Below are 25,591 nucleotides of genomic sequence, written 5' to 3'. Positions count from 1 at the left end.
GCATCTGCCCATGTCCGAGCTGTGCTCCGTGCCGCGCGTCTCGGAGCGCTTTGCCCAGAGCAATGCGCTCGACGAGGATATCGCGCGACTCAAATATGTTTCGGGTAAACGTGAGGAGGCCCTTCGCCGTCTGGGAATTAGGACGGTGGGGGACCTCCTTCTCCATATCCCTCATCGATATCTGGACTTTACACGCTCCTGGTCCATCGAGATGGCGCCTATCGGTACGGTGTGCACGATCGTCGCCACGGTCGATCGTATCGTTCAAAAGCAGCCCCGCCCGCGTATGCAGGTTACCGAGGTCTCGCTTGTGGACGAGACGGGCGTGCTGCAAGTCGCTTTTTTCCGCCAGCCCTGGATTGCCCAGCAGCTCAAGCAGGGCGACCGCCTGGCCGTGATGGGTAAGGTCGAATTTGCCTACGGCTTTAAGCAGATGGCCTCGCCGCATTTCGAAAAGCTCGAGGACGGGCGTGCCGCGGGCACCATCCTGCCGGTTCACTATGTGAGCGACGGTGTGAGCCAGGCTTGGATGCGCCGTATCGTGAGCGGCGCGCTCGAGATTGTCGGCAATCCCTTCGACCCGATTCCCGCGCCCCTGCGCGCCAAGCGCCGCCTTATGAGCAGCGCCCGTGCGCTGCGTTCGATTCACTTTCCCTCGAGTATGGCCGAGCGCGATATCGCGCGCGCACGGCTTGCCTATGAGGAATGCCTCTATCTTCAGCTGGCGCTTCGTCTGCGCAACGACGGCGGTATGGTCGAGGTGGTTCCCTACACCCATACCGCGGGTGATCATTTGACGGCGCTTAGGCGGGCCCTGCCGTTTTCGCTGAGCGACGAGCAGGAGGCCGCGTTCCAAGACATCCTGCATGACATGTGCGATGGCGACCACGTGATGAACCGCTTGCTGCTGGGCGATGTCGGTACCGGCAAGACCGCCGTCGCCGCCTGCGCGCTGGCAGTCGCGGCCGATTCGGGTACCCAGTCCTGCGTCATGGCACCCACGGGCGTGCTGGCGCGTCAATATGCCGATAAGACCGGCCCTTTGCTCTCGCAGGCCGGTATGTCCTGGGCGCTCCTGACGGGTGCTACCCCGGCCGCCGAGCGCGAGCGCATCCATGCACAGCTGCAGTCTGGTGAGCTCGATGTGCTCTTTGGTACCCATGCGGTCCTTTCGGATAACGTAACGTTTAAACATCTTTCACTCGTCGTTATCGACGAGCAGCACCGGTTTGGCGTGGGGCAGCGCAATGCCCTGCGTGCCAAAGGCCCAGGTGCGGACTTGCTCGTTATGACGGCCACGCCTATTCCGCGCACACTGGCGCTCTCGGTCTATGGCGACCTGGACACGTCCATCATTCGTCATCGCCCCGTTCCAGGGGCCGGCGTCTCGACGCGCGTGCTCACCGAGTCGTGCCGCGACCTGGCCTACGGTGCCATTCGCGAGGCGCATGCCCAAGGACAGCAGGCTTACGTTATCTGCCCGCTTGTGGAGCCGAGTGACTCCGCGGACGATTTGGAAGACGTTCCCGGCATTGCTCGCGACGATGAAGGTCGCGTGACGGTGCCCGTGCCGTTGCACGACACCGCGACCGAGCTCGACCGCCTGCGTCTGGCATTGCCGGGGCTTTCCGTCGAGCGTCTTCACGGCCGCATGCCGGCGGGGGAGAAGGACCGCGTGATCGACGCCTTTAAGCGCGGCGAGATCGACGTGCTCGTCTCGACTACGGTGGTCGAGGTGGGCGTCGACGTACCTAACGCCACCGTCATGGTTATCGAGAACGGCGAGCGCTTTGGCTTGGCGGCCCTGCATCAGCTTAGAGGCCGCGTGGGCCGCGGCAGCGTGTCGGGCACGTGCCTGGTCATGACGCATTCCAAGGGCAATGGCGGTGTGTCTGCTGCGCAAGACCGCCTGCGGGCGCTCGAAAAGACCTCTGACGGTTTTGCACTTGCGCAGATGGACCTGCGTTTGCGCCACGAGGGCGAAATCTTGGGTTATCGCCAACATGGCGGTGTGACCCTGCGTTTTGTGGACCTGGATGCCGACGAGGATCTTATCGAATGGGCCCATTTGGACGCGGTCGAGCTCTTGCGGTATGCTTGCAACCTTGACTCCGTGGCGACGCGTCCCTTGCGCGATGCGGTCGCCACGCGCTATCGACATATCTTCAAGGAGGTCAGCGGAGGATGAGAATCATCGGCGGTGAATGGCGCGGCCGCAAGATCGAAGAGCCGCGTGGGCGCGATGTCACCCGTCCCACGACCGACCGCGTGCGCGAGGCATGTGCGTCCATGGTCATGTCGGCATTCGATTTCGATCTGGACGAGGTCCGCGTGCTGGATGCCTTTGGCGGCTCCGGTGCCCTGGGAATCGAGATGCTCTCGCGCGGCGCTCGCTCGCTCATCACGTTCGAGATCGATCGCAATGCCGCCCGACTGATCACTAAGAATATCGAGTCGCTGTGTCGCGACCGCTCGCGTTGGCGCGTCGTTACCGGCGATGTGTTGGCGAGCGCCTCGCGCGGCCGTGTTCCGGGCGGCCCCTTTGATCTGGTCCTGCTCGATCCACCCTATGCCTTTGGTGCCGAGCCGGTCGAGGAGCTGCTGCGCAATCTTGCCCAGCAGGGCTTGCTGGCACCAGGGGCCTTTGCCCTGTTTGAGCATGCCGCAAGCGACGCGGGCGCTCATCCGGCTGGTTTTGAGACCGTGCGAGAGAAACGCTACGGCATTACCTCGGTTGACTTGCTGCGCTGGGTGGCCGCGGACGAGTGCGACCATGCTAATGACAGCGATATTGACGAGGACGTGGCTTTGGAGGATACCCATGAATGACACTATCAACCGCGTGATCGTTCCGGGTACGTTTGACCCCATCACGTTTGGTCACATCGATGTAATCCGCCGCGCCCGCCGCATTTTTCCCAGCGTGATTGTTGCCGTGGCGGAGTCGCAGGGCAAAAACGGCGTGGGCACCACCTTTATGCTCGATGAGCGCGTGGCGTTGGCCCGCGAGGCCCTGGGCGATATTGACGGTGTCGAGGTACTGCCCTTTACCGGCCTGTTGGTCGATTTTGCCCGTGAGCAGGGTGCGGGTGCTGTGGTCAAGGGCCTGCGCGCCATGACCGACTTTGAGTACGAGCTGCAGCAGGCGGACCTCAACTATCGCCTGGACAACGAGCTTGAGTCCATTTTTGTCATGAGTGCGCCGCAGTACGGCTATATCTCGAGCTCGGTGGTCCGTCAGATCGCATCGCTTGGAAGCGATGTGTCGACGTTTGTGCCGCCCAATGTGGTCGAAGCGCTTAAACATCGCTTTTCGTGACGTTTCATATTGCCTGATGGCATGTGGTAAACTAACACGATGACATGTTACCTATGAAAGGAGACCGGATGCCGGGCGAGAATTTTCCTGGCGACAGGATCGTGAGCCTTGTCGAGGAGCTCGAGGGGCTCATCGAAGAGGCTAAGACGCCGTTCGGCAAGAATGCCCAGATGAAGGTTATCGATGCCGACGTCTTCTTTAACATCCTTGACGAGATCCGTATGAGCTATCCCGAGGAGTGGCAGAAGTCCCGTCGCATCCTCAAGGAACGCGACGAGCTTATGGCTTCCGCCGCCGCTCAGGCCGATTCCATCATTGCCGATGCTCAGCAGCAGGCACTCACCATTGCCGGTGAGCAGGAGATCGTCCGCTTGGCGCAGCAGCAGGCCGACGATATCCGTGATCGTGCCCAGCAGTACGAGCGCGAGACGCGCTATGCGGCCGAGGATTATGCCGAGCAGGTCTTTACGCACCTCGAGGAGAACCTCAAGAGCCTGACCGGCACCGTTACCCGTTGCCGTCAGCAGCTCAACGAGGGTGCCGCCCAGCAGAACGGTCAGTGGTAATGGCTGAGTTCCCGAGCGTTACCGTCGATCTTTCCGAGCAGCTCGAGTTTCCCGGAGACTCGTATCCGCTGACCGGCAAGGTCGATGTCGCCACCTACACGGTGGGCGAGAAGGAGTACCGGCTGCAGGACGGCATTGCTTACGACGTGGTTTTTACCAATGCGGGCACCGGTGTTCTGCTCTCCGGCATGGTTCGAGCGCACGTCACCGGCGAATGCGACCGCTGCCTTGAGCTCGCCTCGTTTGATATCGCCGGCGAGATCGAGGAGTTCTACCTCTTTGAGGAGCCCGAGGATCCCGAGGCCTACGAGGACGGTTACGAGCTTTTGGGCGAGGACCGCATTGTCGATCTGGGGGAGCCCATTAACGACGCCGTTGTCATGGACACGCCGTTTGTGGTGCTCTGCAAGCCCGATTGCCGCGGCCTGTGCCCCACCTGCGGCATCAATCTCAACGTCGAGCAATGCGATTGCGCCGCCCAGGCCGAGGCCGAATGGGCCGCTGCCACGGAAAATCCATTTGCAGCATTGAAGAATCTCAATCTTGATGAGTAAAAATGTGGTAGTATCGCTACTTGCGCGTAATCGCCACACTGGATAGTTCATAAGGAAGGTCACTATGCCCGTACCTAAACAAAAGCAGGGTCGTATCCGCACCCATACCCGTCGTTCCGCCAACATGAAGATCTCGGCTGCGGCTCAGTCCACGTGCCCCCGTTGCGGCGCTGTCAAGCTCCCGCACCACGTGTGCCCCAGCTGCGGTTTCTACAAGGACCGCGAGGTTATCGTTACCGAGTAACGGTATACTCTGGATACGATGCCGTTCCAACTGGAACCACAATGGCCGGCTCAATGAGTCGGCCATTTTTGTATAAGGAGCACTTGAAATGAGTAACGTTCGCGTTTGTGTAGACGTTGTGGGCGGAGACGAGAAGCCCCAAGTTGTCCTCGACGGTATTGAGGCCGCACTTGCCGCCGATCCCGATATCGAGGTCATTGCTGTTGGCCCCGCCGATATCGTCAACCCCTTTGCCGCGGCGCACGCGCGCGTGGAGGCTCTGGAGGCCCCCGATGTCATCGCCATGGACGACGATCCCATCCGCGCCGTGATGACCAAGCGTAAGTCTTCGATCGTGCTTGCCTGCCGTGCTATTAAGAAGGGCAACGCGGACGCGTTTTTCTCCGCGGGGTCGACCGGCGCCATGACGGCTGCCGCCACCGCCTACGTGACGCCGTTTAGATATTTGGTAGAGGGTAAGAAGCAGCCGGTGCGCCCATGCCTCACCAATGCGCTGCCCAACCGCGCCGGTGGCCTTACGGTACTGTGTGACATGGGGGCCAACCCCGATGTCGAGGTCGACGACATGGTTCGCTTTGCCCAGATGGGTGCAGCCTATGCCCGCGTGGTCCTGGGCATCGAACATCCGCGTGTGGGCCTGCTTGGCAACGGCACCGAGGACGAGAAGGGTTCTAACTTTACCAAGGCGTGCTTCCCGGCTATGAAAGCCGCGGTCCCCGGTTTTGTGGGCAACTGCGAGGGCACCGATCTTACGTCGGGCAATTTTGACGTTGTGGTCGCCGACGGCATGTCGGGCAATATTGCGCTCAAGGCAACCGAGGGTGCTGCCAAGTTTTTGCTGCAAGAGCTCAAGGGCGCCTTTATGTCTTCGCTCGGTACCAAGATCGCCGCGCTGCTCATCAAAAAGCAGATGCGCCAGATTAAAGCCAAGCTCTCGGGCGATGCCAAGGGCGGCGCGATCCTGCTGGGCCTTCGCGGCGTCGTTTTGATTGGCCATGGCGCCACGTCGGCCGAAGCCGTTAAGAACGGTACGCTCGCCGCGGCTCAGGCCGTTCGAGCCGGGCTTATCGAAAGCATTGCCAATTCCATGGAAGGTATCGTTTAGCAAGAGCTCCGTTACGTGGCTCAAGCTATGCATCGTGGGGTAGAATCGGAGCCGTGCTGCAATGCGGCTTCCGCCCGCGTGACACATTGTATTCCACGACTTATGAGAGGATGCGCTATGGATCGCTCCGAAATCTTTGACAAGATCGCCGAGATCGCTGCCGACGTGCTGGGCGTTGACGTTGCCGAGATCAGTGATGAGACAACTTTTGACGACCTCGATGCCAATTCGCTCGAGCGCCTGCAGCTGGTGACGGCCATCGAGGACGAGTTTGACCTCGAGATCGATGACGAGACCCTGTTGTCGCTCACCTCCGTTGCCGACGCCGTCGACGCTATCGAAAACGCCAGGGAGGCCTAGGTCTTGGCTTTATCTCAACGACTCACGCGCGCTCAGGAAATCCTGGGCTATGAGTTTAATAACAAGGTGCTGCTACGCGCGGCGCTCACCCACCCCTCGGCAGTAGAGGGGCAGCCGGTCTCTGCCAGCTATGAGCGGCTTGAGTTTTTGGGTGACTCCATTCTGGGCGCCGTGGTTGCCCGTTCGCTCTTTGAGTCTTATCCCGAGTTCGATGAAGGCAAGCTCACGCGTCTGAAGGTATCGCTTGTTTCGGGTGCCACGCTGTCCGAGGTTTCGCACGAGCTGGGCATCGACGACATCATCATCTTTGGCGCCTCCGAGACCGGTACCGGCGCGCGCGGCCTTAACTCGGCGCTCGAGAACGTCTATGAGTCGCTCGTGGGTGCGTTGTACCTCGATGCCGGCTGGGATGCGGCGGCGGAGTTCATCCACCGCACGCTTAAGCCCCATTTGGCCTCCGAGCGTGCCGAGCACCCCGCGAACCCCAAGTCGTTCTTGCAGGAGTGCGTGCAGGCAGACGGTCACGAGCCCCCGGCATACAAGCTGGTAGGCTCCGAGGGCCCGGCACATGCGCCCACCTTTACCGCCGTGGTGCTTGTCGACGGTATCCGTCAGGGCCGCGGCACCGGCGCCTCTAAGAAAGAGGCCGAGGGAGCCGCTGCACTCGAGGCGCTCGACCGCATGGGTTACACCACCAACGGTGTGATTCTCAACAAGAAGCCCGTTTAAGCGAGGAACCGTGTATCTCAAGTCCCTTACGCTCAAAGGGTTCAAGTCGTTTGCCGACCGCGCCCATATGACGTTTGAGCCGGGCCTGACCGTCATCGTCGGTCCTAACGGCTCGGGAAAATCGAATATCTCCGATTCGATTCTGTGGGTACTGGGTGAGCAGAGCGCCAAGCAACTGCGCGGCCAGGCCATGGAGGACGTCATCTTCTCGGGCTCGTCGGCGCGCAAGCCGGTGGGCGTTGCCGAGGTCACGCTGGTGCTCGATAACTCGGACCATGTGCTGCCTGTCGACTTTGATGAGGTTGCCATCACCCGCCGCATGTATCGTTCGGGCGAGAGCGAATACCTCATCAATTCGAGTCCGTGCCGCCTGATGGATATCCAGGACATTTTGCACGATTCAGGCTTGGGTAAGGATACGCATTCCATTATCAGCCAGGGCAAGCTCGATGCCATTTTGCAGAGCCGTCCCGAGGAGCGCCGCGTCCTTATCGAGGAGGCTGCCGGCATTTCCAAGCACAAGCGCCGCAAGGAGCGTGCGCTCAAAAAGATTAAGTCGATGGACGAGCACCTTACTCGTGCCCGCGACATCAATAAGGAGATTGCCCGTCAGCTGCGACCGTTGGAGCGTCAGGTCGATCGCGCGCGCAAGTACAAAGAGCTGTCCTCGCGCGCGAACGAGCTTACGCAGATGTTGGCCGTTGACGAGCTTCGTTCGCTGCAGTCGCAGTGGAACGATCTGGAGAGCCGTTCCAAAGAGGGTGCCGCCGAGCTGGAGCTTGCGCAGTACCGCTTGGGCGAAAAGGAGCGCGAGCTCGAGAAGCTCCAGGTGATGCTCGAGGAAAAGGGCCTGTTTGTGGGTGACTTGGGCGAGCAGCGCCGTCATATGCAAGATGTGGTCGGCCGTATTAACTCCGATATGCGCCTGCTCGAGGAAAAGGGCCACAATATGGTGTCGCGCCTGTCCGATATGCGCGGCCAGATTTCGAGCTCCGAGCATCAGCGTCGTCGCGTGGTCGAGGAGCTCGAGGATGCACGTGCCCAGCTAGAGGAAGTGACCGGTGCGCACATGCAGGCCCAGGACGACGTTGACGCCGCCGGCCCTGCCGCTGCCGAGCTCCACGAGCGCCGTGTTGCGCTCGACCATCAGATTTCGCAGCTTACGCGCGAGCAACGCGATGTGCAGCGCGTGGCCGACAAGGCTGCGCTCGAGCTTGCCAAGGTGAAAGACTCGCTGAGCAATGCCGAGGTCGAGGACAACATGTACGCCTCGCGCCTGGAGCAGATTGACGAGCAGCTCGAGGAGGTCACGGCCTCGCTCGAGAGTCGTCGCGACCGCGCCGAGGAGCTCGACGGCGCGCTCGATCAGGCTCGCCAAGCCCAGGCCGATGCGCGCCAGGCCACCGAGGTCGCCCGTGCGGCGTTGAAGGACTTGCGCGCCCGTGAGAGCGAGTCGCGCAACAAGCTGTCCGAGGTGCGCTCTGAGCTTGCGAGCCAAAAGAAGCTCGATGCCCGTATGGCCGATAGCTCGCCGTTGGTGAGCCGTCTGGTAGGGGCATTGGGCGATGACGTAACGGGCCGTCTGGGCGACGTGCTCGAGGCGCCGCGTGAGCTTGAGGGCCTGGTCGAGCAGCTGCTTGCCGGCGATATCGATGCCCTGTTGTTTGATGACGCCGCCACGCTTGAGCGTGCCGGTCGTGCGGCTTTGGACCAAAAGAAGGCCTCGGGCGAGGCACTGCTGGTGGCGCGTGGTGTGAGCGGCTCTGCTGCTGCCGAGGGCGCTGCCGGTTCGCGTCTGGTTGATCGCCTGTCCGTGCGTGCCGGTTATGGCCCGATTGTCGAGGCACTGCTCGGCGGCTATTACGTGGTCGATGACTTGCCTTGTGCGCTGGCGGCACCAGTCGTTGACGGTGTGACCTATGTGACGCCCGATGGCGCTCGCGTGAGCTTTGGTGGCCTGGTGCGCGTGGGGCTCGATGCCGGCGAGGCCTCGGGTGCCCTGGAGCGGAAGCGCCGCATTCGCGAGCTCGAAGGCCTGGAGCCCGATTTGGCTGCCGTTTTTGAGCATGTGTCGAACCAGGTTATCGAGGCCAATGCGGCCGTCGAGGAGGCGCGTGCCGCCGAGGGTGATGCCGCCGGCGAGATCGCCCGTCTTGAGGGCGAGCGCCGCTCGCTGCTCTCCGAGATTGGCCGCCTGGAGCAAAGCGCCAACAACGCCGAGGTCGAGCGTGCGCGCATCTCCAGGCGCCGCGAGCAGGCGGCCGAGGCCGTTCGCGCCGCGCGCCCGCGCGTTGACGAGCTCACCCGTTCGCGCGACGAGGCCCGTGCGCAGGCAAGCGACCTGGGTCTCCAGATTGCCGAAGCCAACGACGAGCTCGATCGCGTGCGCCGTGACGATTCCGAGGCAGCCGGTAAGCTCGCCGACGCCAAGGTGCGCCTGGCCCAGACGAGCGAGCGCCTGCGTTCGCTGAAGGGCCGCGTGCCCGATCTGGAGCATCGCCTGGAGGGCATTGACCGCCGTATCCGCGGAACACGTCAGGCTTCGCGCTCGCTCGAGCTGCTGCGCCTGCGTGTCGATCCCATGCACGAGCGCTATTCGGCCCTGCTGGAGCGTGCATCTGATTGGGCCGCGCGCCTGCGTGACCAGGCCTCACTCGAGGAGGCAGACTCGGCTTCGCTCAAGAAAACCATCGAGGATGCCAAGGCCGAGGTCTCCCGCGCCAAGGAGCGGGTCGATGCCGCCACAGCGACACAAAACGAGTTCAAGGTCGCGCGCGGCAAGCTCGAGGTGCAGGTAGAGGCGGCCATCAAGGCCATTACCGCCGATGGCACCACCGTGCTCGAGGAAGCGCTCATGCTTCCTGCTCCCACCGATCGCGACGCCGCCGAGCGCGAGCTCAACCAGCTCGTGCGCCAGATCAACAACCTGGGCCCTGTGAACCAGGTTGCCATGGAGGAGTACGAGCAGCTCAAGCGCCGCGCCGATTACATCGAGGAGCAGCTGGCCGATCTGGAGAGCGCGCGCAAGGCGCTCACCAAGATTACCATGGCCATCGACCGCAAGATGCGTAAAGCCTTCCTGGTGACCTTCGAGAAGGTCGATGCGAACTTCCGCGAGATCTTCGCCATGCTGTTCCCGGGTGGCCAGGCACATCTGGAGATGACCGACCCCGAGCACCCGGCCGAGACGGGCATCGAGGTCGTGGCGCAGCCGCGCGGCAAGCGTATCACCAAGATGATGCTCATGTCGGGCGGCGAGAAGAGCCTGACGGCGCTTGCCCTGCTCTTTGCCGTGTATCGCACGCGTACGGTGCCGTTCTATGTGCTGGACGAGGTCGAGGCGGCGCTCGATGACGCCAACCTGTCCAAGCTCATCGGCGCGCTCGACGTGCTGCGATCCGATACGCAGCTCTTGGTTATCTCGCATCAGCGCCGTACTATGGAGGACGCTGACGTCCTCTACGGCGTCTCGATGCAAGCTGACGGCGTCAGTCGCGTCGTCTCGCAAAAACTCGATCGCGAAACCGGAAAGGTCGTGAATGCATAATGGGATTCTTCGATGCTCTCTCGCGCGGACTTGAGCGCAGCCGCGAGGCCCTCAACGAGGTCTTTTACTTTGGCGGCGAGGTCGACGAGGATTTTTGGGAGGACCTAGAGGACACCCTCGTCATGGGTGACATGGGTGCCGAGGTCGCCATCCAGGTCTCCGACGACCTGCGCGATGCCGCGGCCAAGAAGAACCTCAAGACCGCCCCGCAACTCCGTCGGGCCCTGGCCGAGCAGCTCGAGCAGCATTTTGTACCCGTCGAGCGCGATCCGTTCGCCGACACGCCGAGCTGCGTTCTGTTTGTGGGCATCAACGGTGCCGGCAAGACCACTACGGTCGGCAAGATCGCGAGCGCCATGGCTGCCCGTGGCAAGAACGTCGTGATCGGCTCGGCCGATACCTTCCGCGCTGCCGCCATCGAACAGCTCGATGTGTGGGGCCAGCGCGCCGGCGTCCCCGTCATAAAGCGCGACCGCGGCTCAGACCCGGCAAGCGTTTGCTACGACGTGCTCGACGAGGCCGATAAGCGCGGCAGCGACCTGGTGCTCATCGACACCGCCGGTCGTCTGCACACGAGCCCCGAGCTCATGCGCGAGCTTGCCAAGGTGGTCAACGTGACGCGTAAGCGCGCCGCCAATATGGCCGCCGGCCCCATGCCCGTCTCGGTCGTCCTCGTGATCGATGCCGCGACGGGCCAAAACGGCCTGAACCAGGCGCTCGAGTTTAATGAGGCGCTGGGTCTGGACGGTATTATCATGACTAAGCTCGACGGCACGGCAAAGGGCGGTATCGCCATGGCCGTGGCCGAGAAGCTCAAGCTCCCAATTCTGCGCGTGGGCGTGGGCGAGCAGGTCGATGACCTGCAGGAGTTTAATGCCAAAGATTTCTGCCGCGCCCTGGTGGGCGAGTCCAACTAAGGAGTGACCAGTGTTTGATTCTCTGAGCGATCGCCTCAACGACACATTTGACCGCCTGCGCGGCAAGGGCAAGCTGACCGAGGCCGATATCACCTCGGCCATGCGCGACATTCGCATGGCGCTGCTCGAGGCCGACGTCAACTTTAAGGTTGTCAAGGAGTTTGTCGCCAAGACCAAGGAGCGCTGCATGACCGCCGAGGTCATGGAATCGCTGACGCCGGCGCAAAACGTCGTCAAGATCGTGCTCGACGAGCTCACCGAGATGCTCGGCTCCACCGAGAGCAAGCTCGTCTTTAGCAACCGCATTCCCAACGTCATTATGCTCGTGGGCCTGCAGGGCTCCGGTAAGACCACGGCGGCTGTAAAGCTGGCATACCTGCTCAAGAAGCAGGGCCGCTCGCCGCTGCTCGCCGCGTGCGACGTCTACCGTCCCGCCGCTGCCGACCAGCTGGCCACGCTTGGTGGAGAGATCGGCGTGCCGGTCTTCCGCGGTGACGGCGAGCACCCGGTCGATATTGCCAAGGGCGCCATCCAGGAGGCCGTCGACCACCTGCGCGATGTGGTCATCGTCGATACCGCCGGTCGTCTGCAGATCGACGAGCAGATGATGCAGGAGGCCGTGGACATCAAGAAGGCCGTCAAGCCCGATCAGGTGCTGATGGTCGTCGATGCCATGACCGGCCAGGATATCGTCAACGTTGTCTCGACCTTCGCCGAGCGCACCGACTTTGACGGCGTGATCATCTCCAAGCTCGACGGCGATGCCCGTGGCGGCGGCGCGCTTTCGGTGCGCCAGGTGACCGGCAAGCCCATCAAGTTCGTGAGCATGGGCGAGAAGCCCGATTCGCTGGAGCCGTTCTATCCCGATCGCATGGCCAAGCGCATCTTGGGCATGGGCGACGTCGTCGGCATTATCGAGAAAGCCCAGGAGGCAGCCGATGCCGAGCAGCTCGAGGCTGCCGAGCGCATGCTGCGCGAGGGCTTTACCATGAACGACATGCTCGACCAGATGAAGGCCGTCAAGAAGATGGGCGGTATGAAGGGCATTCTGGGCATGCTTCCCGGCGGCCAGCGCGCGCTCAACCAGATGGGCGGCAACCTGGATGAGGGCATCTTCGACAAGAACGAGGCCATCATCATGTCGATGACCAAGGAGGAGCGCCTGCGTCCTTCCATCATCAACGGCCAGCGTCGCGCCCGCATCGCCAAGGGTGCCGGCGTGACCCCCACCGAGGTCAATAGCCTTATGAAGCAGTGGGGCGAGATGAACAAGATGATGGGCCGCATGCGCTCGATGGCCAACCAGGCGCAAGCCGGCGGCAAGAAGGGCAAGAAGGGTAAAAAAGGCAAAAAGATGCGCATGCCCAATATTCCCGGTCTGGATGCCATGGGCCTGGGCGGCCTGGGTGGTCTGGGTGGCATGGGAGCAGGTGGTCCCAAGTCCGATATGGACCTGCTGCGCCAGATGGAAGCGCAGATGCGTAATAAAAAGTAACGACTGGTTGAGTCGAGTATGGCGAAGGCCGCCTGGATGGTACTCCAGGCGGCCTTCGCCGTTCGTTCGCAGGTTTTCTCACGCGCGGAAGCGCGTTGACGTTGAGGTGCTTGCCACTAGTGGCAGCCGCAGCCCTCGCGCCCATCATGGTCGTGGTGGCCGTGGCAGCCGCAGGACTCGCCATGCTCGCGGGCGTGCTCGTGGTCGTGCCCATGGCAGTCGCAGGTGGCCTCGCCGGTCTGCGCGAGTGTGCCGGCAATGAGGGCCTCGACGCAGGCGTCGCAGCTGCCCTGGGCGCCCGCATAGACCGTGATGCCTGCCTGGGTGAGCGCGTTGATGGCGCCGCCGCCGATACCGCCGCAGATGAGCGTATCGACGCCACCGTTGGCGAGCAGACCCGCTAGGGCGCCGTGACCAGTGCCGCCGGTGCCTACGACCTGCTCGTTGAGAACCTTGCCATCCTGGATGTCATAGATTTTGAACTGCTCGCTGCGGCCAAAGTGCATAAAGATGTTGCCGTTGTCGTACGTCGTTGCCACCCTCATGGTGCCGACCTCCTTTGCTGGCCATATGGCCGTCGTCGTAGGTGTAGGGGAGTATGCGATATTGCCGCCCTCGATACTAAGTGCTCGCCCGTTGACCAGCGCGTTTGCCACCTTGCGATGCGCGCGGCTGCAGATGGCCGCCACGGTGGCACGGGCGATACCCATTTGCTGGGCGACGGCCTCCTGATTGAGGCCTTCCAGGTCGCAAAGCCGTAGGACTTCGAGCTCATCGACCGTCATGTCGATGGCGTCTCCGCTGACAAGGCCGTCAGGGGTAAAGCCGCGATATTCGGGAATGATCCCAACGCGGCGCAATTTTTCGCGTCTTCCTGCCATACACTCTCCAAATCTGACATATGTCAACAATAGGATAGCGCGTATGCGGAGCCGCTCAAGCTATTTTTGGCATATGTCAAAAAAGCTAAAGGTGCAGCATTTGTGAATGCGGCGCCGTACTGCCGTGCATTGCGTGTGCCGCCCCAAGTGTGCAATTCGATGCTGCGCCCCTGGGCTACAATAAAAATCGCTTATAGGCGACTGACAGGAGGGTCAATGAGCAAGGCTGATCAACAGTTTGTAGCCATGTGCCGCGATATTCTGGACCATGGCACCACTACCGAGGGCCAAAAGGTTCGTCCGGTGTGGGAGGACGGCACCCCTGCCTATACCATTAAAAACTTTGGCGTTACGGCACGCTACGACCTGCGTGAGGAGTTTCCGGCGCTTACCCTGCGTCGTACGGCCCTCAAATCTGCCATGGACGAGATTCTATGGATCTATCAAAAGAAGTCCAATAACGTGCATGACCTCAACAGCCATATTTGGGATGAGTGGGCCGACGAGACCGGCTCCATCGGCAAGGCCTACGGGTACCAGATTGGCCAGAAGAGCCATTATGCCGAGGGCGATTTCGACCAGATGGACCGCGTGCTGTACGACCTTAAGCACACGCCGTACAGCCGCCGCATCATGACCAATACGTACGTGTTTAGCGACCTGTCCGAGATGCACCTGTATCCGTGCGCCTACAGCGTGACCTATAACGTCACGCAGCGCCCGCAGGACGATAAGCCAACACTCAACATGATTCTCAACCAGCGCAGCCAGGACATTTTGGCCGCGAACAACTGGAATGTGTGCCAGTACGCCATTTTGCTGATGATGGTCGCGCAGTCGGTCGATATGATCGCTGGCGAGTTGCTGCATGTGATCGCCGATGCCCATATTTACGACCGTCATGTCGATATCGTCCGCGAGCTTATCGAGCGTCCGCAGTTTGCGGCTCCTAAGGTAACGCTCAACCCCGATGTGCATGATTTCTACGCGTTTACGACTGATGATCTGATCGTTGAGGGCTATGAGCACGGCCCGCAGGTCAAGAACATCCCCATTGCGGTGTAGGTGACGCGCATGACGTGTAAGCTTTCTGCCATTGTCGCCGTGTGCGATGACTGGGGCATTGGGTGCGAGGGTGACATGGTCGTGTCCAACCGTGCCGACATGCGCCATTTCGTGGCGTGCACCAAGGGTTGTCCGGTCATTATGGGACGCAAGACCCTGCTGAGTTTTCCCGGCGGGCGTCCGCTCAAGAACCGCCGCAACATTGTGCTCACGCGCGACGAGGGCTTTGCCCCCGAGGGCGTCGACGTGGTGCATAGCGTTGACGAGGCCTTGGCCGCCGTGGCCGATGAACCTGTTGCGTGGGTGATCGGTGGCGGCGAGGTGTATCGGCAATTTTTGCCGTACTGTGTGGAGGCCGAGGTCACGCACGACCATTGCACCCATGACGTGGATACGTACTTTCCCAATTTGGATGTCGATCCTGCGTGGGAAGTTGCGCGGCGCGACGGGGTTGCCACGATTGCCGCGGGCGAGGGTGACGAAGGCCTCGATTATGAGTTCGTGACATATCGTCGCGTTGATGCTTAAATCGTCTGGCTTGAACGGTATCACCGGGTTGATTGAATGCATGGGGCGGCGCTTAGCGTCGCCTCGTTTGGTATAGATGTGCTGTAAAGAAGGGTACGGGCTGGCTGCTATGACTGATGCCGTTGAGGTGCTGCGAATCGATTCCCTTAATGATGAGCGGCTCGACGCCTATGTGCGACTGACGGAGCGCGAGCTGCGCTGCGTGCTGGAGCCGCAAAAGGGTATCTTTATCGCCGAGAGCGCCAAGGTCATCGAGCGCGCGGTGCGTGCCGGATACGAGCCGGTGAGCTTTCTTTTGGGTGAGCGCTGGCTCGATCAGATGATGCCGCTGTTCGAGCGTCTGGTTGCACGCGAGGGCGCAGGTCCGGTTCCTGTGTTCGTGGCCTCCATGGAGCTCATGGAGCAGTTGACGGGCTTTAACGTGACGCGCGGTGCGCTCGCGGCGTTCCGTCGCCCGCGTCAGATTCCGGTTGATGAGTTCTTGGGCGGCGTCGTCGAGGTGGCGGGTGAGCGCCCGGTGCGCGTGTGCGTGCTCGAGGGTATTGTCGACCATACTAATGTGGGTGCGATTTTCCGCTCGGCGGCAGCGTTGAATGTCGATGGCATTTTGGTAAGCCCCACTTGCTGTGACCCGCTGTACCGCCGCTCGGCCCGTGTGAGCATGGGCACGGTGTTCCAGGTGCCCTGGACGCGCATTGGCAGCGAGGCGCGCGTATGGCCGCATGATGGGCTGGCAGCGCTGCACGATGCCGGCTTTTCGTGTGCCGCCATGGCATTGACGGATGATTCGGTGTCGTTGGACGATCCTGCGCTGCAAGAGATTGACCGGTTGGCGATCTTTATGGGCACCGAGGGCGCCGGCCTGGGCGCCAAGACCATCGCGGGCTGTGACTGGGCTGTGCGTATTCCGATGGCGCACGGGGTCGATTCGCTCAACGTGGCCGCGGCGAGTGCTGTCGCTTTTTGGCAGCTGTGTCCGCACGTGAGCAACGAGTATCACTACCAGCCGGGACTGTATCACTAGGCAGATATTTTGCAGCGGGCTCTGAGTCCGGGTGTTTCGGTTGACGCCGGTCGGTGCTAAGCTGGTGCTGGCTTTAGTCTTATATTGACGTTTTGTTGTTTGACGTGCGCTGGTGGGGAGGGCGTGTGGCTAAGAAATCTACGGCTATCGATGTAACACAGGGTGTTATTTGGCAGCAGTTGCTTTCGCTGTGCGTTCCCATCTTTTTTAGTTCGTTCTTTCAGCAGGCCTACACGCTTATCGGTACCTATATCGTCGGTCAGTTTGGCGGCAAGCTCGCGCTGGGTGGCATTCAGGCCACGATGGTGCTCACGGAGCTCTGCATCGGTTTTTGCGTCGGTGTTGGCGCCGGCTGTGCTGTTATTACGGGTCAGTATTTTGGCCAGCACGATGATGAGCGACTGAGTCGTTCGGTCCATACGGCCATGACGCTCGCTCTGGTGGGCGGTATCGTCGTCTCGATTCTGGGCATAGTGTTCGTTGAGCCCATGCTGGTGCTTATGAATACGCCGCATGAACTATTGGCCGAGGGTGTGGCCTATGCTCGTTGCTATTTTGCCGCTATGGTTGCGGCGCTGTTGCTCAATATGGGCACCGCGCTGTTGCGTGCCGTGGGCGACACGCGTGGCCCTGCCGTGATCATCGCTTCCGGCTGCCTCGTTAATGTGGTGCTGGATATCATTTTTGTTGCCGTGCTGCATATGGAGGCTCTGGGCTGCGGCATTGCGGTGGCGCTGACCATTTGCTCCAACGCCACGATGATCGTGATTCGCATGATGCACGCACCGGGTGCGTGGCGGCTTTCACTGTCCAAACTCGGCATTGATCCTGGTATTTGCAAGAGCATGATCTCGTGTGGTCTGCCGCTTGGCTTTCAGTCTGCTGCGTATTCGATTTCCAACGTTTTGATTCAGGTGTCGGTCAACTCGTTTGGTGCCGATGTCACCACGGCTTGGGGTCTTTCTGGCCGCTTAGATGGCATTGTCTGGATGGTTACCGAGGCGCTTGGCGTGTCGATCACCACGTTCTCGGCACAGAACTTTGGCGCGCGCAACTACGAGCGCATGCGCAAGGGCTACCATACGTCGCTCGTGCTGTCGTTTATGCTCATTGGTGGCCTGTCTGCCGTGCTGCTGGTGTTCTCGGGTCCTCTGTCGCGTCTGTTTGTCGACGATGCTTCGATCTCGGCGTACACCACGACCATCATCCATTTTATTGCGCCGTTCTATGCGATTTTCTCGATTATCGAAAACGCGTCGGGCTCCATTCGCGGTGCCGGCGTGAGCTTGCAGCCCATGATTCTCACGATTTTCGGCACCGTCGTGCTCAGGGTGATCTGGGTGTTTGCGATCATGCCTTTCGATCCGTCGCTTGAGCTCCTGCTGCTGGTTTACCCCGTAACCTGGCTCATCACGGCCACGATGTTCACCATCTACCACCACAGCGGCAACTGGCTAGGCCGCGCCACTGCCTAATGATCCGTATGAGACGGAGGAAAACGGATCATTGCTCTCCGTGGTGATGTCGATGATTCGTTTTCCTCCGTCCCCTTTGGATCAATTAGTATTCGATGCCTTGGCGGGCTAGGAGGCCTTCGTCGAAGTAGTGTTTGACGGGGCGCATTTCGGTTACGAGGTCGGCAAGGTCGGCGAGGGGCAGCAAGCCGCGGCCAGTGAGCACGAGCTCCGTGGTGGTTGGTTTCATCGCGATCAACGCTTCGACATCTTCGCGCGTCACAAAGCCCCGTCGCATGGCTTCTCCCAGCTCATCCAAGATCAGCACGTCGACTTGGCTAATCTGCTCGCGCGCCAGCTCCATGATCTGTGCGGCACAGGCTTCGGGCGTGTCGCGGTCGGCTTGTACGATGCAAAGCCCCAATCGAGGAGCTGCGTCATGTTCGGCGCAGTGCAGCTTCTTGGCAAACTGAAGCATGAGCACGTTAAGTCCATAGCCCGTGGCGCGCAGCGCGAGCCCCAGCGCAGCCGTCGTCTTGCCCTTGCCGTCGCCCGTATAGATTTGAACCTTGCCGACTTCCAGTGATGCCATCTCTGTCCTTTCGTGCCCGGTGTCGGTTTATCGCCGGCCGGGTGGGGTATTCTAGTTAGCATTATCAACCCCAGTAGATGGAGTTCAAGCAGATGGAGATGGATGACAACAAACGTAGACGGAATATGATCCTCTACGTTCTCATCGCCTTCGTCGTCTACCTCGTGCTCTCGACCGTTCTGTTCCCCAACATCGGTCACACGCAGCAGATTACGAAGACCGATTACTCGACGTTTGTCAAAGCGCTCGACAAGAAGAGCGTCGATAAGGTCGAGTACAACACGGACGATTACTCGATTTATTACACCAAGAAGGGCGAGGACGAGAACATCGCCTACAAGACGACCGGTGTGCCGAATGATGCGGGCTTTACCGATCGCGTGCTTGAATCTGGCGCCTCGCTTGAGTCGGTCGTTCCCGATAAGAACTCGGGTCTGATGACTTACTACCTGCTCACCCTCATTCTTCCCATGGCGATTTTCTTCCTGATCGGCTGGTGGCTCAACCGCCGCATGAAGAAGGCCATGGGTGATGACGGTCCGTCGATGAACTTTGGCGGCGGCGGTTTTGGCGGCGGTGGACTGGGCAAGTCCGGCGCGCGCGTGATTGCCTCCAAGGATGTGGGCGTGACCTTTAAGGATGTCGCTGGCCAGGAAGAGGCCAAGGAGTCCCTCAAGGAGGTCGTCGACTTTCTGGAGAAGCCGCAGCGCTACGAGGAGATTGGCGCCAAGCTGCCGCGCGGTGCCCTCCTTGTCGGCCCTCCGGGTACCGGTAAAACCCTGCTTGCCAAGGCTGTGGCCGGCGAGGCAGGTGTGCCGTTCTTTAGTATTTCGGGCTCTGAGTTTGTCGAGATGTTCGTCGGCCGCGGCGCCGCCAAGGTTCGCGATCTGTTTAAGCAGGCCAAGGAAAAGGCCCCGTGCATCGTCTTTATCGATGAGATCGATACCATCGGCAAGAAGCGCGACGGCGGCGGCTTTAGTGGTAACGACGAGCGCGAGCAGACGCTCAACCAGCTGCTGACCGAGATGGACGGCTTCGATAACCACAAGGGTATCGTCGTCCTCGCTGCCACCAACCGTCCCGACAGCCTTGACCCGGCCCTGTTGCGCCCCGGTCGTTTTGACCGCCGCATCCCCGTTGAGCTGCCCGACCTGACCGGCCGTAAGAACATTCTTGAGCTGCACGCCAAGAGCGTGAAGACGCAGCCGCCGATCGATCTGACCGCGATTGCCCGCGCCACGCCCGGTGCCTCGGGCGCCGACCTGGCCAACATCATCAACGAGGGCGCCCTGCGTGCCGTCCGCGAGGGTCGCAAACGCGCCACGCAGGACGATTTTGAGGAGTCGGTGGAGGTCGTCATCGCCGGTCAGCAGCGCAAGTCCACGGTGCTGTCCGACCACGAGAAGCAGGTCGTTTCTTACCACGAGATCGGTCATGCCATCGTTGCCGCTCGCCAGAAGGGCTCTGCGCCGGTCACGAAGATCACCATCGTGCCGCGCACGAGCGGTGCTCTGGGCTACACCATGCAGGTCGAGGAGGATGAGCGCTTCCTGACCACGCGCCAGGAGATCCTGGACAAGCTCGCCGTCTATTGCGGTGGCCGTGCAGCCGAGGAGCTCATCTTTGGCGAGATGACGACCGGCGCCGCCAACGATATCGAGCAGGCCACCAAGCTCGCCCGTAACATGGTGACGCGCTTTGGTATGTCCGATGAGTTTGGCATGATGGCGCTCGGTACCGTGCAGAACGCGTACCTTAACCAGGATACGTCGCTCACCTGCGCCCCCGGTACGGCCGAGCGCGTGGACGCGATTGTCGCCAAGCTGATCGAGGATGCGCACGACCGCGCCCTGCAGATCCTGAAGGAGAACAAGTTTAAGCTCCACGAGCTGGCTCGTTATCTGTACAAGAAGGAGACGATCACGGGCGAGGAGTTTATGAATCTCCTCACGCGTGAGAATCCGCTGATGCCAAAGCAGCAGTAATACTAGTTGTGCAGTGCTTTCGCCCCATTTGAGTGTCCACCTCAAATGGGGCGTTTTGCTTGGGAAGGGTTGTATATGAAGATCGTGGTAAGTGCCTGCTTGATGGGCGAGACCTGCAAGTATAACGGGCTCGATAATTACCATCGCGAGCTGGTCGAGGCCTTCGAGCGCACGGGAACCGAGGTGCTCCTCGTGTGCCCTGAGGTTTTTGGTGGTCTGCCCACACCGCGCAAGCCGTCCGAAATTGTGAACGGCGAAGTCCGTACCTGCGAGGGCGTGTCCGTTGACAGGGAATTTCGCTTGGGTGCCCAACGAGCACTCGATATGTGCGAGCAGGCGGGCGGGCCGTCCGAGATCGCCGCGTGCATCTTACAGGACCGTAGTCCCTCGTGCGGTGCAGGTCGCATCTACGATGGCACCTTTAGCGGCACGCTCACCGCGGGCAACGGTGTCTTCGTCGACCTGCTCCTGCGCCACGGGTACCGTGTGATTCCCGCAAGTGTATTTGACCCGAGCATGTTGGAATAGCAAATGAAAGGGGGCGGCCATCGAGTAGATGGTCGCCCCCTTTACTGGCAAGCTAAACAATTTCAACAGATGTTTAATGGCGTTTGCCCAGATAAAACCTGCCAAAATAAACCTGTCCCTTTTTGGTAGGTTAGGCGAGGAGCGTGTGGCCGTAGGCGTTGGCGGCCTTGATGGCGGCGGCGAACTTCTCGTCGGTGAAGGGCTCGGGGTTACCCTGCTTCCACTCGTTGGTGGCGTGCGCGTACTCGCACAGGGCAGGGATATCGGCCTCGGAAAGCCCGACCTGCTCAAGCGTCACGGGCAGGCCCATCTGATTGTTAAAGGCCGCGTAGCGTTCAAGGTTATCGGTGTCGCCCGTGTAGGCGAACAGCACGAGCACGCCCAGGCTTACGACCTCGCCGTGCAGGTAGGTGCCCTCACGCGGAATGCTGCAAGTGGCGTTGTAGAACGCGTGTGCCACGCTCGAGTTGTAGTAGTAATCGTTCTGGTTGGTCAGGTTCGAGACATATCCCGTGTTGACCACGATGTCGAGCGCGATCTGCTTGACGGCCTCGCTCGACAGGTCCTGGCGCACGTCCTCAAGACCCTGGACGCCATAGGTAAACAGCGGCTCGGAGCAGGTGTGGGCGAGTGCCAGGCCAAGACCGGCGGTGTGCTCCAAATTTCCGGCGCTCGTGGCGTACTCGACCTCGGGCTGCTTGGACAGGGCATCGCCCACGCCGGCCCAGAAGTACTCCGCTGGCGCCTCGGCGATGATCTTGGGGTTGATGAAGATGTGCGCCGGTCGGTTGGGGTACGAATAGCCCTCGAGCGAGCCGTCGTCGTTGTAGACAACGGCAATGGCGGTCGCGGCGGAGCAGTTTGAGCAAATCGTCGGCACCGTAAAGACGATCTTCTTGAGCTCGATGGCCGCCGTCTTGACGGTGTCGAGTGCCTTGCCGCCGCCGCAGGCGATAAGCACGTCGGCTTCCTGGCAGGCGGGGGAGTTTACGACCTTGGCGATATTGGCGCGTGTGCTGTTGGTGCCGTAGACGCGCGTCTCCAGAACCTCGACGCCGGTTCCTGCCAGCGCGGCGTCGATACCGGGAAGTGCTGCAGCCAGTGCTCGCTTGCCACCGATGATTGCGACCTTGGTCGCTCCGTATTCGGCCAGCGCGCTGGGCAGCTCGTCGAAGCAGTCCTCGCCGACGGTATAGTCGCTCATTCCGATCGTGCGCATAGCAACCTTCTTTCGTCCGATAAAGTGCTTTCAGGTATTTTGCTCCTAGAGAAGGTCCACATCCGCGAGAAATTTCGAACGTATAAAACCAGTGTTGAGGGTTTTTCGCCGGCGCGGAACGTGCTAGCATACTCCGCATAAGCGTTGATGGGGACGAGTAGTCGGCCGTCCGCATGCTACAGAGAGCGGGGAGCGCTGAGAACCCGTGCATGCGACCGATGAAAATCACCCCGGAGCTGCGGTCCCAACGGACGTGCCGCGCAGGCACGTCTTAGTAGATATCGCCGAGATGGTCGTCGATACAGGCCGGCCGAGTAACGGATGCGAGCGCGCGGCGACGCGGGCGAGGGCATCTAAGCTGGGTGGTTAAGCGAAGAGCTTTTACGGGCAGACTGCCTGTCTTGTGGCGCTTCGTCCCAGCTTGCAGGGACGGGCGCTTTTTTGGTGCCCAGAGGGCGTGCGCGCCCATGACAAGAAAGGGGTACCGTGGCAAACGAGTACAAGCAGACGATGAATCTGCCCAAGACCGGTTTTCCCATGCGTGCCGGTCTTTCCAAGTCCGAGCCCAAGCGACTCAAGGACTGGCAGGACAACAAGGTCTACGAGCAAGTTCTAAGGAAGAACAAGGGTCACAAGAAGTTCGTGCTGCACGACGGCCCTCCGTATGCCAACGGCCCGATCCACATCGGCCACGCCATGAACAAGATCTCTAAGGACATGATCAACCGTTACTGGATGATGCAGGGCTACGAGGTTCCCTATGTCCCCGGTTGGGACTGCCACGGTCAGCCGATTGAGCACAAGGTCGAGGAGAAGCTCGGCACCGAGAAGTTCAACCAGACCTCCACGGCTAAGATCCGCGAGCTTTGCAATAAGTTCGCTGTCGAGAACATCGAGCTGCAGAAGGCCGGCTTCCGTCGCCTGGGCGTGCTTGGCGACTGGGACAACCCGTATCTGACGCTCTATCACCAGCATGACGCCGCCGACATCGAGGTCTTCAAGGCCATGTTCGACAAGGGCATGATCTATCGCGGTCATAAGCCCGTCCACTGGTGCAAGCACTGCCACACCGCGCTGGCCGAGGCCGAGATCGAGTACTCCGACGAGACGAGCCCGTCCATCTTCGTGCGCTTTGAGATGACCACTAAGCCTGCCGGTCTCGAGAACTTCGACGGCCCGGTTGACTTCATCATCTGGACGACCACGCCGTGGACCATCCCCTCCGACCAGGCCGTTTCCCTTAAGCCCGGCGCCGCCTATGTTGCCGTTGAGCACGATGGCCGTGCCGAGGTTATGCTCGAGGACCTGGCTCCCAAGTGCTGTGAGGAGTTTGGCTGGGAGTACACCCCGGTCATGGTCGACGGTAAGCCCTATGTGGTTCCCGCTGAGACCTTCCACCACATCCACTACAAGCAGCCGATCTTTGACGGTGTCGAGGGCGTGGCACTGCTGGCCGATTACGTCGGCGTCGATGACGGTACCGGTATCGTCCACAACTCGCCCGGCCACGGCGTCGACGACTACTTCGCCTGCCTCAAGGAGGGCATCACCGATATCTGCATGCCGGTCGATGACGACGGTAAGTTCTACACCGGCGAGGAGTTTGGTACCGGTGGCCCCTTCAGCGGTATGGATACCGACGAGGCCAATCCGCACATCATCGAGTTCCTGCGCGAGCGCGGCACCCTGGTCTTCGAGAAGAAGATCACGCACAGCTATCCGCACTGCTGGCGCTGCAAGCATCCGGTGCTCTTCCGTGCTACCGACCAGTGGTTTGTCTCGATGGACAAGACCGGTTTGCGCGAGCAGGCTGGCAAAGAGATCCGCGAGAACGTCAAGTGGTATCCGGCCCACGCGGCCAACCGCATCGGTGCCATGGTCGAGCAGCGTCCCGACTGGTGCATCAGCCGTCAGCGCAACTGGGGCGTGCCTATCCCCAGCTACACCTGCGCCGACTGCGGCGAGAAGGTCATGAACGACGCCACGCTCGACGCCGTCATCAAGCTCTTCCACGAGAAGGGCTCCGACGCCTGGTTCACCGACGCTCCCGAGAGCTACCTGGGCGAGGCTTGCGTCTGCCCCAAGTGCGGCGGCCATCACCTCAAGGCCGATAAGGACATCCTCGACGTGTGGTGGGATTCCGGCGTCTCCTGGAAGGCCGTCTGCGAGTATCGCCCCGAGCTTGAGTACCCGGCGGATGTGTACCTCGAGGGCTCCGACCAGCACCGCGGTTGGTTCCAGAGCTCGTTGCTCACCTCGGTGGGTGCCAACGGCCACGCTCCGTACAAGGCGGTCGTCTCGCAGGGCTTCACGCTCGATGGCCAGGGCCGCAAGATGTCCAAGTCGCTCGGCAACGTCATCGACCCCAACAAGGTCTGCGACGAGATGGGCGCCGATATCATCCGCCTGTGGGTCGCCTCGGTCGATACCAGCTCCGACGTCTCCATCGACCACGAGATCCTTGCTCGTACGTCCGATGCCTACCGTCGTTTCCGCAACACGCTGCGCTTCCTGCTCTCCGAGCTCGAGGGTCAGTTTGAGCCCGAGACCGACGGCGTCGCCTTTGCCGACCTGCTGCCGCTCGACAAGCTCATGGTTGCCCGTCTGACCCAGGTCCAGGCCGAGGTCGACGACGCCTACGCCAGCTACGAGTTCCCGCGCGCCTACCGTGCGCTCTACGACTTTGTGGTTACCGAGCTTTCCAACGTGTACCTCGACGCCCTGAAGGATCGTCTGTACTGCGACAAGCCCGGTTCGCTCGAGCGCCGCAGCGCCCAGACCGTGCTGGCTGAGCTCTTCTCGATGCTCATGCGCGACCTGCAGCCGATCCTGTCCTACACGGTCGACGAGGCCATGGCCTATGCGCCCGCCGGCTGCGTCGATCACCAGAAGTACGCCGCGCTGCTCGATTGGTACAAGTCGCCCATCACGGTCGACGAGGCCAATGAGTTCGAGGGCGTGCTCGAGGCCTCGCTCGAGCTCCGTAGCGCTGTGACCAAGGCCCTTGAGGATGCCCGCTCCGCCGGTACCTTCACCAAGAGCCAGCAGGTCCGCGTCAAGGCGGTCGTTCCCGCCGAGATGTATGCGCTGCTGACCGGCGACAAGGCCGTCGATCTGGCCGAGTTCTACATCGTCTCCGATGTTGAGCTAACCCAGGGCGAGGAGCTTTCCGTCGCTATTGAGGCCGCCGAGGGCGAGTGCTGCGACCGTTGCTGGAACTATCGCACCACCGTCGGCGAGTACAACGGTCACGCGCATATCTGCAAGCGCTGCGCGAATGCCTTGTAGTTACGCGGTTTTACCAAACCGTGTAACAGGTTGACGCTGCAAACCCGCCAGAGCGGCAATCTGCCTTTCAGCTTCGGCGGCATGACCAGAAGGTCTATGCCGCCTCGTTTCAAGGCACCTAGCTCGCTCTGGCGGGTTTTCGCTTTCGTTACCAAATACGCGACGTTTTCATTGCCGGATAATAGGTAGAC

General features: G+C 61.0%; 22 protein-coding genes. 19 read left to right on the top strand and 3 right to left on the bottom strand.

The features are described 5' to 3' along the window. The first annotated feature begins 10 nt into the window (after positions 1–10). The 12 genes from recG to ffh all read left to right on the top strand — a co-directional run bounded on the left by recG (position 11) and on the right by ffh (position 12,836). Entirely contained in the window at positions 11–2,188 is a 2,178-nt protein-coding gene (gene recG, locus ACTQVX_RS04875; RefSeq protein WP_441560402.1) for an ATP-dependent DNA helicase RecG, read from the top strand. Further along, positions 2,185–2,829, top strand: a complete 645-nt coding sequence (gene rsmD / locus ACTQVX_RS04870) for a 16S rRNA (guanine(966)-N(2))-methyltransferase RsmD (RefSeq protein WP_441554517.1) — start codon at positions 2,185–2,187, stop codon at positions 2,827–2,829. The genes recG and rsmD overlap by 4 nt, the downstream gene beginning before the upstream one ends. Beyond that, on the top strand, positions 2,822–3,319 hold the full coding sequence (gene coaD, locus ACTQVX_RS04865; RefSeq protein ID WP_154515440.1) for a pantetheine-phosphate adenylyltransferase: 498 nt from the start codon (positions 2,822–2,824) through the stop codon (positions 3,317–3,319). The genes rsmD and coaD overlap by 8 nt, the downstream gene beginning before the upstream one ends. 68 nt (positions 3,320–3,387) lie before the next feature. Next, complete coding sequence (locus tag ACTQVX_RS04860) at positions 3,388–3,885, top strand: ATPase (protein ID WP_154515443.1); 498 nt, start codon at positions 3,388–3,390, stop codon at positions 3,883–3,885. Next, complete coding sequence (locus tag ACTQVX_RS04855; protein WP_441560400.1) at positions 3,885–4,439, top strand: YceD family protein; 555 nt, start codon at positions 3,885–3,887, stop codon at positions 4,437–4,439. Before ACTQVX_RS04860 ends, ACTQVX_RS04855 begins: the two co-directional genes overlap by 1 nt. Positions 4,440–4,503: 64 nt before the next feature. Continuing rightward, positions 4,504–4,683, top strand: coding sequence for a 50S ribosomal protein L32 (rpmF, locus tag ACTQVX_RS04850; RefSeq protein WP_022094017.1), 180 nt, complete (start codon positions 4,504–4,506; stop codon positions 4,681–4,683). Between the two features lie 88 nt (positions 4,684–4,771). Further along, positions 4,772–5,788, top strand: a complete 1,017-nt coding sequence (gene plsX, locus ACTQVX_RS04845) for a phosphate acyltransferase PlsX (protein WP_441547281.1) — start codon at positions 4,772–4,774, stop codon at positions 5,786–5,788. Positions 5,789–5,905: 117 nt separating this feature from the next. Continuing rightward, a complete protein-coding gene (locus ACTQVX_RS04840) occupies positions 5,906–6,148 on the top strand; it encodes an acyl carrier protein (RefSeq protein WP_441540863.1) in 243 nt (80 codons plus the stop codon). Between the two features lie 3 nt (positions 6,149–6,151). Then, positions 6,152–6,877: a ribonuclease III gene (rnc, locus tag ACTQVX_RS04835; protein ID WP_441560399.1), complete on the top strand. Its 726-nt coding sequence runs from the start codon at positions 6,152–6,154 to the stop codon at positions 6,875–6,877. Positions 6,878–6,887: 10 nt separating this feature from the next. After that, positions 6,888–10,424, top strand: coding sequence for a chromosome segregation protein SMC (gene smc / locus ACTQVX_RS04830; protein WP_441560397.1), 3,537 nt, complete (start codon positions 6,888–6,890; stop codon positions 10,422–10,424). Next, positions 10,424–11,341 carry a signal recognition particle-docking protein FtsY gene (gene ftsY / locus ACTQVX_RS04825; protein ID WP_271807278.1) on the top strand — a complete coding sequence of 306 codons (918 nt, stop codon included), beginning with the start codon at positions 10,424–10,426 and terminating at the stop codon, positions 11,339–11,341. The genes smc and ftsY overlap by 1 nt, the downstream gene beginning before the upstream one ends. 10 nt (positions 11,342–11,351) lie before the next feature. Next, on the top strand, positions 11,352–12,836 hold the full coding sequence (ffh, locus tag ACTQVX_RS04820) for a signal recognition particle protein (RefSeq protein ID WP_441560395.1): 1,485 nt from the start codon (positions 11,352–11,354) through the stop codon (positions 12,834–12,836). Positions 12,837–12,952: 116 nt separating this feature from the next. On the opposite strand, the gene ACTQVX_RS04815 is transcribed toward ffh, so the two are convergent. After that, positions 12,953–13,717: a NifB/NifX family molybdenum-iron cluster-binding protein gene (locus ACTQVX_RS04815; RefSeq protein WP_441560393.1), complete on the bottom strand. Its 765-nt coding sequence runs from the start codon at positions 13,715–13,717 to the stop codon at positions 12,953–12,955. A 216-nt stretch (positions 13,718–13,933) separates the two neighbouring features. Here ACTQVX_RS04815 and thyA point away from each other — a divergent pair, with 216 nt between their 5' ends. The 4 genes from thyA to ACTQVX_RS04795 all read left to right on the top strand — a co-directional run bounded on the left by thyA (position 13,934) and on the right by ACTQVX_RS04795 (position 17,809). Continuing rightward, positions 13,934–14,782, top strand: a complete 849-nt coding sequence (gene thyA / locus ACTQVX_RS04810) for a thymidylate synthase (RefSeq protein WP_154515464.1) — start codon at positions 13,934–13,936, stop codon at positions 14,780–14,782. Between the two features lie 9 nt (positions 14,783–14,791). Further along, a complete protein-coding gene (locus ACTQVX_RS04805) occupies positions 14,792–15,310 on the top strand; it encodes a dihydrofolate reductase (protein ID WP_441560391.1) in 519 nt (172 codons plus the stop codon). A gap of 109 nt (positions 15,311–15,419) precedes the next feature. After that, positions 15,420–16,334, top strand: a complete 915-nt coding sequence (locus ACTQVX_RS04800; RefSeq protein ID WP_441560389.1) for a TrmH family RNA methyltransferase — start codon at positions 15,420–15,422, stop codon at positions 16,332–16,334. Positions 16,335–16,459: 125 nt separating this feature from the next. Next, entirely contained in the window at positions 16,460–17,809 is a 1,350-nt protein-coding gene (locus tag ACTQVX_RS04795; RefSeq protein WP_441548346.1) for an MATE family efflux transporter, read from the top strand. 85 nt (positions 17,810–17,894) lie between these two features. Here ACTQVX_RS04795 and ACTQVX_RS04790 read toward each other — a convergent pair whose 3' ends face one another. Then, entirely contained in the window at positions 17,895–18,380 is a 486-nt protein-coding gene (locus tag ACTQVX_RS04790) for a cob(I)yrinic acid a,c-diamide adenosyltransferase (protein ID WP_154515476.1), read from the bottom strand. Positions 18,381–18,472: 92 nt separating this feature from the next. Here ACTQVX_RS04790 and ftsH point away from each other — a divergent pair, with 92 nt between their 5' ends. Continuing rightward, the gene (gene ftsH, locus ACTQVX_RS04785) at positions 18,473–20,365 is read left to right on the top strand and encodes an ATP-dependent zinc metalloprotease FtsH (protein ID WP_195838531.1); all 1,893 of its coding nucleotides are present in this window, start codon (positions 18,473–18,475) and stop codon (positions 20,363–20,365) included. 75 nt (positions 20,366–20,440) lie between these two features. Beyond that, complete coding sequence (locus ACTQVX_RS04780; protein WP_441560387.1) at positions 20,441–20,893, top strand: DUF523 domain-containing protein; 453 nt, start codon at positions 20,441–20,443, stop codon at positions 20,891–20,893. A gap of 130 nt (positions 20,894–21,023) precedes the next feature. Here the strand turns inward: ACTQVX_RS04780 and ACTQVX_RS04775 are convergent, their stop codons facing one another. Then, positions 21,024–22,112 carry an iron-containing alcohol dehydrogenase family protein gene (locus tag ACTQVX_RS04775; protein ID WP_441560385.1) on the bottom strand — a complete coding sequence of 363 codons (1,089 nt, stop codon included), beginning with the start codon at positions 22,110–22,112 and terminating at the stop codon, positions 21,024–21,026. Between the two features lie 510 nt (positions 22,113–22,622). Here ACTQVX_RS04775 and ileS point away from each other — a divergent pair. After that, entirely contained in the window at positions 22,623–25,400 is a 2,778-nt protein-coding gene (gene ileS, locus ACTQVX_RS04770; protein ID WP_441560467.1) for an isoleucine--tRNA ligase, read from the top strand. Positions 25,401–25,591 lie beyond the last annotated feature (191 nt).

It is taken from the genome of Collinsella sp. LCP19S3_A6 (assembly GCF_052122015.1).
Lineage (GTDB): Bacteria > Actinomycetota > Coriobacteriia > Coriobacteriales > Coriobacteriaceae > Collinsella.
The sequence above is the reverse complement of the archived record's forward strand: the minus strand, read 5'-3'. Positions and strand labels throughout refer to the sequence as shown.